This window comes from Hyphomonas sp. UBA3601 (assembly GCF_002375605.1).
Lineage (GTDB): Bacteria > Pseudomonadota > Alphaproteobacteria > Caulobacterales > Hyphomonadaceae > Hyphomonas.
Genome location: NZ_DFME01000110.1, coordinates 18,325 through 29,595 on the forward strand (window position 1 = coordinate 18,325; position 11,271 = coordinate 29,595).

Annotated in this window: 14 protein-coding genes, 1 tRNA gene and 1 pseudogene; 10 read left to right on the plus strand and 6 right to left on the minus strand. The window is 59.0% G+C overall.

Features of this window, described 5'->3' with window-relative positions; all coding sequences use genetic code 11:
- From B4F73_RS11270 to gluQRS, 4 genes and pseudogenes are all read right to left on the minus strand, one after another.
- Positions 1–308: pseudogene (locus B4F73_RS11270) on the minus strand (alcohol dehydrogenase catalytic domain-containing protein); the annotation flags it as partial.
- Positions 309–422: 114 nt separating this feature from the next.
- Positions 423–1,994: an alkaline phosphatase gene (locus tag B4F73_RS11275; RefSeq protein ID WP_290483293.1), complete on the minus strand. Its 1,572-nt coding sequence runs from the start codon at positions 1,992–1,994 to the stop codon at positions 423–425.
- Positions 1,995–2,059: 65 nt separating this feature from the next.
- Positions 2,060–2,962, minus strand: coding sequence for a DMT family transporter (locus tag B4F73_RS11280; protein WP_290480397.1), 903 nt, complete (start codon positions 2,960–2,962; stop codon positions 2,060–2,062).
- A complete protein-coding gene (gene gluQRS / locus B4F73_RS11285) occupies positions 2,962–3,813 on the minus strand; it encodes a tRNA glutamyl-Q(34) synthetase GluQRS (protein ID WP_290483294.1) in 852 nt (283 codons plus the stop codon). Before gluQRS ends, B4F73_RS11280 begins: the two co-directional genes overlap by 1 nt.
- A gap of 126 nt (positions 3,814–3,939) precedes the next feature.
- Between gluQRS and B4F73_RS11290 the strand changes: the two genes are divergently transcribed.
- Entirely contained in the window at positions 3,940–5,007 is a 1,068-nt protein-coding gene (locus tag B4F73_RS11290) for a hypothetical protein (protein WP_290483295.1), read from the plus strand.
- A gap of 15 nt (positions 5,008–5,022) precedes the next feature.
- Here B4F73_RS11290 and msrA read toward each other — a convergent pair whose 3' ends face one another.
- Positions 5,023–5,679 (minus strand): peptide-methionine (S)-S-oxide reductase MsrA, encoded by a 657-nt coding sequence (msrA, locus tag B4F73_RS11295; protein ID WP_206991910.1) that lies wholly within the window; start codon positions 5,677–5,679, stop codon positions 5,023–5,025.
- Positions 5,680–5,786: 107 nt separating this feature from the next.
- On the opposite strand from msrA, the gene B4F73_RS11300 reads away from it, so the two are divergent.
- Both B4F73_RS11300 and B4F73_RS16845 read left to right on the plus strand, forming a co-directional pair.
- Positions 5,787–5,876: transfer RNA gene (locus tag B4F73_RS11300), tRNA-Ser, on the plus strand.
- A gap of 171 nt (positions 5,877–6,047) precedes the next feature.
- Positions 6,048–6,263, plus strand: a complete 216-nt coding sequence (locus B4F73_RS16845; protein WP_414651602.1) for a DUF6968 family protein — start codon at positions 6,048–6,050, stop codon at positions 6,261–6,263.
- Between the two features lie 57 nt (positions 6,264–6,320).
- Here the strand turns inward: B4F73_RS16845 and B4F73_RS11305 are convergent, their stop codons facing one another.
- A complete protein-coding gene (locus tag B4F73_RS11305; protein WP_206991912.1) occupies positions 6,321–6,800 on the minus strand; it encodes an SH3 domain-containing protein in 480 nt (159 codons plus the stop codon).
- A gap of 271 nt (positions 6,801–7,071) precedes the next feature.
- Between B4F73_RS11305 and B4F73_RS11310 the strand changes: the two genes are divergently transcribed.
- The 7 genes from B4F73_RS11310 to trpA form a co-directional block, all read left to right on the plus strand.
- Positions 7,072–7,590 (plus strand): hypothetical protein, encoded by a 519-nt coding sequence (locus B4F73_RS11310; RefSeq protein ID WP_290483296.1) that lies wholly within the window; start codon positions 7,072–7,074, stop codon positions 7,588–7,590.
- 38 nt (positions 7,591–7,628) lie between these two features.
- Positions 7,629–8,258 (plus strand): phosphoribosylanthranilate isomerase, encoded by a 630-nt coding sequence (locus B4F73_RS11315; protein ID WP_290480401.1) that lies wholly within the window; start codon positions 7,629–7,631, stop codon positions 8,256–8,258.
- A gap of 65 nt (positions 8,259–8,323) precedes the next feature.
- Entirely contained in the window at positions 8,324–8,707 is a 384-nt protein-coding gene (locus B4F73_RS11320; RefSeq protein WP_206991915.1) for a nuclear transport factor 2 family protein, read from the plus strand.
- Positions 8,708–8,795: 88 nt separating this feature from the next.
- Positions 8,796–10,007, plus strand: a complete 1,212-nt coding sequence (gene trpB, locus B4F73_RS11325; protein WP_290480402.1) for a tryptophan synthase subunit beta — start codon at positions 8,796–8,798, stop codon at positions 10,005–10,007.
- Positions 10,008–10,018: 11 nt separating this feature from the next.
- On the plus strand, positions 10,019–10,423 hold the full coding sequence (locus tag B4F73_RS11330) for a VOC family protein (protein WP_034817580.1): 405 nt from the start codon (positions 10,019–10,021) through the stop codon (positions 10,421–10,423).
- Between the two features lie 92 nt (positions 10,424–10,515).
- Positions 10,516–10,791, plus strand: a complete 276-nt coding sequence (gene cutA, locus B4F73_RS11335; protein ID WP_371822966.1) for a divalent-cation tolerance protein CutA — start codon at positions 10,516–10,518, stop codon at positions 10,789–10,791.
- The coding region (trpA, locus tag B4F73_RS11340) for a tryptophan synthase subunit alpha (RefSeq protein WP_290483297.1) at positions 10,791–11,271 on the plus strand (481 nt) is incomplete at its 3' end. The genes cutA and trpA, both read left to right, overlap by 1 nt.

An 11,271-nucleotide genomic window follows, 5' to 3' on the forward strand; every position in this document is an offset into this window, starting at 1 on the left:
CAGACGGACATGTGGCCTGTCAGGCAGTACTCGCAGGTGCCGCAGAAGGGCGACAGGATCGAGATTACATGGTCGCCCGGCTTGACCGCTGAGACCATGGAGCCGACTTCTTCCACGATGCCGGCGCTTTCATGCCCGAGGATGACCGGCAATTCGGCGGGGAAGTTCCCGTCCCAGAAATGCACGTCCGAATGGCAGACGCCGACCGCCTTCAGCCGGACCAGCACTTCGCGCGGTCCGGGCTTGGAAATCGTGACATCTTCGATGGATAGCGGCGCATTGGGCGCGCGCATGACAGCAGCCTTCATGGGTCTTCCTCCTTTGGCCCGGTCTCCGCGCTCTTGCTGGCGCAGATGACCGAATATGGGAGGAAGTGTCCCTCAGAATGCGCTGCCTGAACAGGCCCTACGCAGGGGCAGGGGTTATTCGGTGGGCGCGGCCACAAGACCGGAAGCGCGACCCATGACGTGGAAGATCTCGTTCTGCTCCATCACACCGGAGACCAGTTCCGACCCAGGGCCGGTTGCGAAGATGGCCACATCATCACCCCCATGCGTTTCCGACGGCATGAAGACGAGGGAGGGTTGCTGGAAGTTCTTTTCGGTCGTGTCGATCTCGGAGAGGTCTTCTCGGGTGCAATCCGGTTCGCCGTCGACCAAATGACACGCGGTCATGCCGCTGGCATAGGAGAGCGTTGTGTAGGGTTTGCCGTCCTGTGCCTTCATCGGCGCGTTATCCAGCCCGCTGACGACTTTGCCGAGGATCGGATTGCCGCGCTTTGGATAGCCAGAAATCGTCATCGTGTGTGAATGGTCCGCGGTCACGATGATCAGCGTCTCGTCCGCATCGGTCATTTCCAGTGCTGCGGCGAGGGCCTGGTCCAGTTCATCGGTTTCCGACAGGGCCCGGGCGGCACTGACGCCATGATGGCCATGGTCAATTCGGCCGCCTTCGACCATCAGTACAAAACCGTCCTCATCCTGGGACAGGCGCGTGATAGCCGCCTTTGTCAGATCGACCAGAGAAGGTTCGCCAGCTGGGTCTTCATCCCGATCGAGCGCGAATTTCATGTGCGAGCCTTCAAACAGGCCGAGTACTTTTGCATTCGAGGCGAAGTCGATGGTCTCGAAACCAGCCTTGTCGGTGACATAGACATGGTCGGCGGACTTTGCGGTCCATTCGGCGGTCAGGTCGCGACCATCCGTGCGGCTTCCGGTGCGATTGGCGTCCTCGGCATCTGACTGTTCGGTCGTTGTGAAGGGCGCGCGGCCTCCGGCCATTGCCACTTCAAATCCGTCGCCTTCCGACCACTCGATGAATTGGCGGGCAATATCCTTGCAGTCGCCTGCGTCTCCGCCTTTCAGATCGCTGTCAGCTTCCCAGTCGCGGCTGGGGGTCTTGGCGAAGGTGGACGCCGGCGTTGCATGGGTCAGGCGGGCGGTGGAAACGAGACCCGTTGCGAGGCCTGACCGTTCGGCCAGTTCGAAAATTGACTCTGTCGTGCGCCCTTCGACGCTGGCGCAATTGCCGAAGCCGGCTTCCTTGAGGATGCCGAGCGTTCGTGAATTGACCTTGGCACCGGTCACCATCGCAGTTGCCGTCGAAGCGGAGTCGGAAACCTGATAGTCGTGACTGTAGGTTTTGGACAGGGCCATGTACGGCAGCGTGTCCATGGCCAGCGTATAGGACTCGCCGTCGAGTCCACGTTGTTGGCCAGCATAGATGCGGGCGGCGGTGATGGTCGGAATGCTCATGCCATCGCCAACGAAGAGGATGATGTTCTTCGCCGATTTTACGCCGCGCTCCTGAATGCGTGTTTCTACGGCTTCAGCGGCAGATTGATAATAGGAATCACTTGCCTGGATGGGTGTCGTGCCTTCGCGTAGCGGCGCCGATGAAGCTTCGCTTTGTGCCACGGCGGTATCAGACGGCGCTGAACAGCCCGCGACAGCAAGGACGGTGAGTGAAGCAAGGGATAGAGCAGCGCGGCGCATGATTAGTCTCCGGAATATCAGGTCTGGGGCGGGCATAGACTGAGTTCGTGACACTATTGCTGCACTCAGTCGATTGGATCCACCTTGTGGCCGCGCTGGGCCAGCCAGACCGCGACAAGAATGAGCATACCGCCGCCTGCCTGCAAGGTTGTGAGAGGTTCCTGAAAGAGATGCCAAGAAATCGCGGCAGCCATGACGGGCTGGATCAGGATGATGACACCCGCGATGGAGGTTGGCGTGCTGCCAAGCCCGGTGATGATCAAACCCTGACCGACGACGTGGATCACGATCCCGAGGAACAGGGGCACGGCGAAACCCGACAATTTCTCCGGCAGGAAGTTTTCGCCGAAAGCCATGACCATGATGGCTCCGACAATCACTTCCACAAGTGTCAGCCAGAACAAAGTCTCCAGACCGTTCAGTGTTCGCCGGGCGAGCTTCGAGCAGAGGAAATACCCCGATACGCTGATCGCCGCGATGATCGCAATCCGATCCCCGACAAAACTGGCTCCCCCTTCGGCGGTACCGCCGAGTGACAGGGCCGATGCGCCGCCAATCGCCAGGATTACGGCGAAGAACCACATCGGCGCGGGGCGCTCCTTCAGGAACAGCCATGCGAGGAAGCCGACGCAGACGTTTCCGAGATTCACGATGAAGGTGGCATTGGACACACTGGTCAGGGTGAGGGACCAGTGCCAGAAGCCAATGTCCACAGCGAAACAGATCCCGGCCAGGATGACATATATGTTCGGTTTGCGCGGAGCGCGCCGCTCGACCAGCAAGACGAGCGCAGTCAGCACGGGCAGGGCAAATGTGTAGCGCCAGAAGGCAATGGCCTGCGGGCCGAGGTCGTCGAGACCCAAGCGCAAGCCAATCGGCGCAAATCCGATCGCAACCGCGCCGCCAACCAACATAAGCACGCCGAGCCATTCCCGGCGTGCCGGCGCTGTCATTTCTGTGGATGTCATTAAATGAGGCCCGTCATGGCGCGAATGTCTTCAGGCGTCTTGCCGTCTTCACGCCATGCGCGCAATCCCCGGTCCCCCGCGCGCTTGGACAATTTCTTGCCATCTGCCCCCAAAACGAGCGGATGAAACGTATAAAGAGGCTGTGGCCAGTCCATCAGCGCCTGCAGCAGGACATGTACCGATGTCATCTCCCGGATGTCTTCGCCGCGTATGACATGCGTGATCCCCTGCAAGGCATCGTCGTGGCAGCAGGCGAGATGATAGCTTGTTGGCGTATCCTTGCGCGCCAGCACCACGTCGCCAAAGGGTGCGGGGTCAGCTTTCACCCTGTGCTGGCCGCACTTTGAGAAAACCGTATAGCTCAACGCATCATATACAGGGCCGAGTTGGGCGCGGGCAGCCGAGAGGGATAGCCGCCACGCATAGGCGTGTCCCCGGTCCAGCAGTTCCCGCTCCTTGTCCGCAGGGAGCGACTTGCCAGTGAAGCCGGCCGTATCGGGACTGGCCCCGGCAGGCAGCGCGGCGGCGATCTCTCGACGGGTCTTGAAGCATCGATAAACCAGCCCGCGCGCCTTCAGGGAGTTGAGCGCGGACTCATATTCCGCGAAGTGGTCGGACTGGCGTCGCACGGGGCCATCCCAGTCCAGTCCGAGCCATTCAAGATCGGCGAGAATGGAGGTTTCGTACTCCGGACGGCATCGGGTCTGGTCAATGTCTTCAATCCGCAACAGCACCTTTCCATCATGGGCGCGGGCAGTGTCCCAGACATGGAAAGCCGAGAGCGCGTGACCGAGATGCAAATGCCCGGTGGGGGACGGTGCGAACCGCGTGACAAATTCCCCGGCACCCATGCGACCCCCTGAATCAGCTTGTCTCTCAGGCAATCTAACCATCCCCCGCACAGGCTGAACAGCGTTTAGCTGTTGCAAGCACAGGGCAGGAACCGTATCGCACAGACATACAGGAGGTCATCTCGAATGCCTGTGGATACTTGGTTCACAACAGCCGAGCGCTGGTTCGAAACAAATGTGGTGGATGCGACAGAGCTCGCCACGTTTGGATTCGTGATGCTGTGTGTCCTGCTCGTTGCACTGGTCGTCCTGATGTTCAGCCTGCTGGGTTCGCTGTTGAAGACTTTGCGCAATGCGTCCGGGGCCCGGGCTGCGCGCAATGACAAGTCGCCCGGATACCGCGTGCTTGTCGCCCGCCCGGCTGGCAAAGGCTCGGGTCGCGCATGGAAATGGCTGCTCTCGGCGCTCAATTCCCACCTCTCCGAATTCAATTTCGGTGCGCCCCTGAAAGTGTTCCGCACGGGCACTATTCACGGCGGCATCGAAACGCGCGCGGTCCAGCGTGCCCGTCGGCGACTGGAAGTGGCAGATGCGGACATGCTGGTCTGGGCAGACAGGACGGGTCGGCGCGAAGATGGCTTTGTCATTCACGGCCTAAGCCGCGGTGGTGGCCTGACAGCCACGGAAGCGAAGCTGTTCACGCTGCTAATGCCCGGAAAGATGATCGACCTTGAGGGGCAGATGCCACGCGTGGCCGCTTACTTCCTTGCGCGGGAATTGCAGCCTGCGCTGGCCAATCCGCAATCCTTCCGGCCCGAAAAGATAAAGATCCTGTCTAATGCGCTGGCTGAAATCCTTGAGGACTCGCCTACGCTTCCGGTCGCTCTGCGCAGCCGTATCGAAGCCGATTTTTGCGCGTCTCTGGTGCACGTTGCCGAACAGTCTGGAGATATGGATGCGCTCGACCACGTGATCACGCTTCGGAGAATCCATCTCCAGGATATCAAGAGTGATGGCGACACATCGCGGGCCGTTCAGGCGCACATGGATCTCGGCCGGGCCCTGCTGGCGCGCGCGACAAACCAGTTCGATCGCAAGACCGTCGAGGAGGCGATCAGTCACCTCACCAAAGTGATTGAGGCCTTGCAGGCAGACCCGACCATAAAGCGCGCCCAAGCCGCTTCTGACGCCATGTACAAGGCGCAGAACCTGCTTGAGACACGCAAAAGGTTTGCCGTGAATTTCGGCGGCTAGCGCCAGCTTTCGCGATCAGGTCGACACACCCAGGCCGATTGGGCAGGACACGCCCGTGCCTCCAATCCCGCAATACCCGTTCGGGTTTTTTGCAAGGTATTGCTGATGGTATTCCTCGGCGAGATAAACCTTGTCCAGCGGCGCAAGCTCCGTTGTGATCTGGCTGGCATGACCGCTCTGGGCAAGCGACTTCTCATATACTGCGATCATCTCACGCGCAGTTTCGGCTTGTGCCTCGGATATCGTGTATATTGCCGAGCGGTATTGCGTGCCGATGTCATTTCCCTGACGCATTCCCTGGGTTGGGTCATGGCTTTCGAGGAACAGTTTCACGAGTGCGGCGAAGGTCACTTCGGCAGGGTTGAAAACCACTTCAACGATTTCCGTGTGCCCGGTCCCGCCTGAGCAGACTTCTTCATAGGTCGGGTTCGGGGTCGATCCGCCAGCATAACCTACCCGGGTCAGCCAAACGCCATCCTGCTGCCAGAATACACGCTCAGCGCCCCAGAAGCAGCCGAGGGCGAATACGGCCGTTTCGTATCCCGCCGGAACGGGGCCCTGCAGGTCACGGTCGAATACATAATGCGTGGTGGCGGTCGGGATCGGATCGGGGCGGCCGGGCAGGGCGCTCTCGGCATCCGGGATGGTCAGTTTTTTCTTCGAGAACAACATGAGGGGTCTCCCTTTCTGTGTCTCATATGGGTTTGTCTGCCGGGAACGGCAATCACAGTCTTGCGATCTTGCAGGCCTTCGGTTATTGGCTCCCCTCTGCTGAGTACGGTGAGGTGGCCGAGTGGTCGAAGGCGCACGCCTGGAAAGTGTGTAGGCTAGCAATAGTCTCCAGGGTTCGAATCCCTGTCTCACCGCCAGCAGATCCCAGGTCCAAACGATGCGTTCGTCAAGGCTGAGGGCGTTCAGGACTCTACTGTCGTCGGCGATATGCTGAGCGCACAAGAATCCAATAAGTAGATTGTAATCCCTTTTGAATTGTCTTCATATCCGGTTGCTTTCAGGAGACATCAACATTGTTAGAATTAAGCTTGGAGCCAGCCGGGAAAGATTACCTGAACATCGGGGTTGCTGCCGGTGCCAACGTTATCATACGGTCGCCTACCTTTTCGGAAGAGAAGGCGGCGTGGGAATGTGAATTTTCAATCAAGGGATCGGAAAGTGAATTCCATTCGAGCTTATTCGGAGTCTCTGAACTGCAAGCCGTCGAATTGGTTATAGGTTTCATCAACAAGATGTTCCCTTAAGGCCCTGAATCCACCAACTGTCGTTCCCGCGCGTCGCCGAGGTGAAGTTGCGGCAGTCTACCGTGCAGGCCGTGCGTCCTGCTTTTCCTTCTGAGCCGTCGGATGTTCTACCTTCTTTGAAGGGGACGCTTCAGGCTCGTGCGTCTGGTGACTGTCAGGCTTGGCGGATGCTTTCTGCGTTGGCCGGTCCGCTGTTTGCTTTTTTGCCGCCTTCACCGGTTGGGGTTTGTTGTCCTGCAGAAGTGGCGCGTAAATCCATTTCTCCGGCTGACCCGGCCCAGAGATCCGCGCCCAGTCACCTTTGGTGACATACATGGACACTTCCGCACCAAGGTTCAGTACAGTGATGATAGGGTTACTGACTCCAGGGCCGCCGCGCACGTTTACAGCTTCCGCTTTCACATAGCGGATGCCATGATGGCTGGCGGCGCTTTGCGGATTTTCGCGCGGGGCCTGGGCAGAGGCGATGGGCCCGAATGCGGCTGCGCTGGATACGAGGCCGATAGCGAGGAGGGTTTTCAACTTTTTATTCAGCATGGGATGAGTCCTGATCCTGAGAATGCGTGGTTCACCATGATTAGGAGATCCCTGTGCCGAGGGTTTGTCAGCTCCCCGGGAAATGGTGTCGGTGTGCAACATCGGTGTCCCCGGATTGGCGCCTCTGTGGCGACACTAAGGCGCGTGTTGAGGATCTGGCAATGTCAGACTGGAAACTCTGCAAATGCTTTATGGATTTTGAGCGAATGTTAACTAATTGTCGCAATTCTTGACGCTGAACCTTTAACCGTCCCTGCCAAGGATTAACGCCATGCTGATACGCGCAGCTGCCACTCTTGCCGGAACTCTCCTCATCGGACTTCCGGCGTTCGCCCAGGAACTCATCGTCGAGCAACAGGTTGAACGTGTGATCGTCATCGAAGACGAAGAGGGCGGATTGGAAATGGAGCTGCTGCCTGCTGAGGAAGTGAAGCCGGGTGAGCAGTTGTTTTATTCCGTGACATATTCAAACCCGGGCGAAACCCCGGCAAGGGACGCTGTTCTGACCTTGCCAGTGCCGGCAGATGTGAGCCTGCTCGAAGATTCTGCCATGGCCGAATATGATCAGGCCTCTGTTGATTTCTCCATGGACGGTGGGGCGACATACGTGCCGCGTGAAAAACTGATCGCGGAATCCGGTCTCGATGAGATCCAGCCGGTGAGCGTGCCCATGCCGGAAGAGATCACGCATATGCGCTGGACCTTCAATCGTGAGATTGGTCCGAAAGATTCAGGCAAGATTTTCTTTGCGGCGGTCCTCAAGGAAAATACGCGTCCCGTCAGCCCCTGAATTGACGGACGCAAGGCCGTTAGCGTAACGCCTGCGGCATGACACTCGTAAAAATCTGCGGCCTGACCGATCCCGACCTCGTGCGCTATACCGCGCAAGCCGGGGCAGACTGGATTGGGTTCGTGTTTGCCGAGGCCAGCCCGCGGCACGTAACGGAAGCAGCGGCGGCCAACCTTTTGATGCAGGTAGGGTCCGCCACGCCGGTGGCCTTGCTGGTTGACCCGGACGACGCGCAGATCGACCGGATCGTGGCGCTGGGGTTTCCGATATTGCAATTGCACGGTTCGGAATCCCCTGAGCGCGTCGCCGAAGTCAAGGCGCGGACGCGTCTGGAGATCTGGAAAGCCGTGGGAATTGACGATTCAGACGATCTGAAGCGGGCTGAGGCCTACACGGCAGCCGATCGGCTTCTGGTGGACGCGAAACCGCCTAAGGGCGCTGATCGGACAGGCGGGCACGGATTGTCATTTGACTGGAATTTGCTGAAAGGCTGGCAGAGACCGGCACCCTGGATTCTTGCTGGGGGGCTGACACCGGACAATGTCTCCGATGCCGTGCGTCTGACCGGTGCGCCAGCAGTGGATGTCTCTTCAGGCGTAGAGCGTGTTCGCGGCCTGAAGGACCGGGTACTGGTAAAGACATTCATCGACGCCTCAAAAAATTCATAACAAACCGATTGTTCCGTTTTTGTTCTGTGCTAATATGGCTCCTATTGGCAATGGGAGGACGTGTCATGTTTCCAGAAGAACTGACGAGTGTCGCTGGCAAGTTGGCGGAATGCTGCAATTCTGGCCGCGAGGCCGAAGCGCTGGAGACACTTTACGCACAAGATTGTGTGTCGGTCGAAGCGCTTGCAATGGGCGATGCGGGCCGCGAAGCTCAGGGGCTCGACGCCATCAAGGGCAAGCACGACTGGTGGTATGGTGCGCACGATGTGCACCAGGTCAGCGCCGAGGGGCCGTTCCTGTTTGGGGATGACCAATTTTCTCTCGTCTTCGACATGGATGTCACCAACAAGGAGTCCGGCGAGCGGATGCAAGCCAAGGAGGTTGGCGTGTATACGGTCAAGGACGGGAAGATCGTTCGAGAGGAATTTTTCTATTCCCCCATGGGCTGACGCGTCACGGGGCCGAGCGCATCGTCGCGCTTTCCTTGGCACGTCCTTCGGTCTAGATACGGGCCGGTAGTGCAAGGAAAGCAGGACGATGGATTTGCGGAACACATGGGATCAATGGCCAGATGCGAATGGCCGCTTTGGAGACTTTGGTGGGCGCTATGTCGCCGAGACATTGATGCCATTGATCCTCGAACTTGAGGCCGAATACCGCAAGGCCAAGGAAGATCCAGCTTTCAAGGCGGAAATGGACGATTTGTGGGCCCATTATGTCGGGCGTCCATCGCCTCTATATTTTGCGGAGCGGCTGACCGAGCATTTCGATGGCGCGAAAATCTATTTCAAGCGCGATGAGCTGAACCATACGGGCGCGCACAAGATCAATAATTGCCTCGGCCAGGTCCTGCTCGCCAGGCGTATGGGCAAGACCCGCATCATCGCCGAAACGGGCGCCGGTCAGCATGGTGTTGCCACGGCGACAATCTGCGCGCGCTTCGGACTGGATTGCGTTGTCTTCATGGGCGAGACGGATGTCGAGCGCCAGAAGCCGAACGTTTTCCGCATGAAACTGCTCGGCGCAGAGATCGTCCCGGTCTCTTCCGGCACAGGCACCCTGAAAGACGCAATGAATGAAGCACTGCGTGACTGGGTCACCAATGTCGAAGACACCTTCTACTGCATTGGCACGGCTGCGGGGCCCCATCCGTATCCGGAGCTTGTCCGCGACTTCCAGAGCATTATCGGCAAGGAGGCTCGCGCCCAGATGCTTGAGCGGGAAGGGCGCCTGCCCGACGCGGTCATGGCCTGTATCGGCGGTGGTTCGAACGCGATTGGCCTGTTTCACCCTTTCCTTGAAGATGAGGGCGTTCGCCTGATCGGCGTCGAGGCCGCTGGCCACGGAATTGAGACAGGAGAGCATGCTGCCGCGCTGAATGGCGGCAAGCCGGGCATCCTGCATGGGAACAAGACCTACCTCCTTCAAACCGATGACGGCCAGATCATCGATGCGCATTCGATCTCGGCGGGACTGGACTATCCGGGCATCGGGCCAGAGCACGCTTTCCTGAGAGATTCCGGTCGCGCTGAATACTTGTCGTGCACGGATAAGGAGGCGCTTGCAGCTTTCCAGCTGTGCACGCGGCTTGAGGGAATTATTCCGGCGCTCGAGCCCTCACACGCCATCGCGCGCGTAGGTGAGGTCGCTCAGGCACTCGGCAAGGATGGGCTGATGATCCTGAACATGTGTGGTCGCGGCGACAAGGACGTTTTCTCGGTCGCCAAGGCCCTCGGCGTCGATATGTAGGGAAGAGGCCGATGATCTCGCATGTGACCTTGGGCACGAATGATCTGGAAAATGCAGCTGCCTTTTACGAGCCGATCATGCAGGCGCTTGGGAATCCGCGTGTACCATTCGAGCGGTCTGATCCGTTTATCATGTGGCGGCGTCCGGGCGATGACCGCCCGCTGGTCGCTTTGGTGCGGCCGTTCAATGACCAGCGACACGAGCCGGGCAATGGCCAGATGCTCGCCCTGCTCGCACCCGACCGGCCAAGCGTAGATGAGGCGCACGCAATTGCCATCTCTCGCGGCGCTCAGGATGAGGGTACCCCGTGCCTGCGCCCGCAATATCACGCGAACTATTACGGGGCATATTTCCGAGATCTCGATGGAAACAAGATTTGCATCGTTTGCCACGATCCTGATGGACGAGGCGGCTAGAAAATGTTCCCCTGCGCCTTCACTTTATCTTTTGTCGAGAGAGTAAATTGACTGATCTCCTTCTCATTCGCATTACCTGTCCGTCGCGCCGTGTGGCCGAGGAAATTGGCGACGCGGCCATCGAGCACCGTCTCGCTGCCTGCGCCAATCTCGAAGGGCCGGTCTCGTCCACCTATCGCTGGAAGAGTGTGGTGGAGCAGGCCTTCGAATTCGTGTTGTGGCTGAAAGCGCCGAAAGCGAATTGGGATCGGATCGAAGCCCTCGTCCTGACGCACCATCCCTATGAAGTACCCGCTATGGTCGCATTGCCTTGCATTCAGGCGAATGCGCCTTATGAGGCATGGGTTCACGAGAATACGGACACCTGATGCCAACTTCCCGCATTACAGACACCTTCGCCCGCGCAAGCGGCGAATCCCGCGCCGTTCTGGTTTCCTACCTTATGGCCGGCGACCCCGACCTTGAGACGAGCTATGCTGCCATGTGCGCGCTGCGCGACAACGGCGCCGATATCATTGAGCTTGGCGCGCCCTTTACCGACCCGATGGCCGATGGGGCATCCATTCAGAAGGCGGGCTTGCGCGCGCTCGCCAATAAAACAAAGCTCGCTGACACGCTGGCGCTGGCGGCCCGGTTTCGCGCCGAGGACCAGACAACGCCTGTCATTATCATGGGATATGCCAATCCTGTGTTCCGCATGGGATATGTTGAGTTTGCCAAGGCGGCTCATGCGGCCGGTGTCGACGGAACGATCCTGGTAGATTTGCCGCCGGAAGAAGATGGCGAACTGCGCGAGGCCTATGCGCAATACGATCTTTCCGTGATTCGGCTTGCGACACCCACCACCC

Bases quoted from the DNA above. Each gene is read 5' to 3' on its own strand.
- B4F73_RS11275 (WP_290483293.1), bottom strand. From the start codon at position 1,994: ATGCGCCGCGCTGCTCTATCCCTTGCTTCACTCACCGTCCTTGCTGTC.
- B4F73_RS11280 (WP_290480397.1), bottom strand. From the start codon at position 2,962: ATGACATCCACAGAAATGACAGCGCCGGCACGCCGGGAATGGCTCGGC.
- gluQRS (WP_290483294.1), bottom strand. From the start codon at position 3,813: ATGGGTGCCGGGGAATTTGTCACGCGGTTCGCACCGTCCCCCACCGGG.
- B4F73_RS11290 (WP_290483295.1), top strand. From the start codon at position 3,940: ATGCCTGTGGATACTTGGTTCACAACAGCCGAGCGCTGGTTCGAAACA.
- msrA (WP_206991910.1), bottom strand. From the start codon at position 5,679: ATGTTGTTCTCGAAGAAAAAACTGACCATCCCGGATGCCGAGAGCGCC.
- B4F73_RS11305 (WP_206991912.1), bottom strand. From the start codon at position 6,800: ATGCTGAATAAAAAGTTGAAAACCCTCCTCGCTATCGGCCTCGTATCC.
- B4F73_RS11310 (WP_290483296.1), top strand. From the start codon at position 7,072: ATGCTGATACGCGCAGCTGCCACTCTTGCCGGAACTCTCCTCATCGGA.
- B4F73_RS11315 (WP_290480401.1), top strand. From the start codon at position 7,629: ATGACACTCGTAAAAATCTGCGGCCTGACCGATCCCGACCTCGTGCGC.
- B4F73_RS11320 (WP_206991915.1), top strand. From the start codon at position 8,324: ATGTTTCCAGAAGAACTGACGAGTGTCGCTGGCAAGTTGGCGGAATGC.
- trpB (WP_290480402.1), top strand. From the start codon at position 8,796: ATGGATTTGCGGAACACATGGGATCAATGGCCAGATGCGAATGGCCGC.
- B4F73_RS11330 (WP_034817580.1), top strand. From the start codon at position 10,019: ATGATCTCGCATGTGACCTTGGGCACGAATGATCTGGAAAATGCAGCT.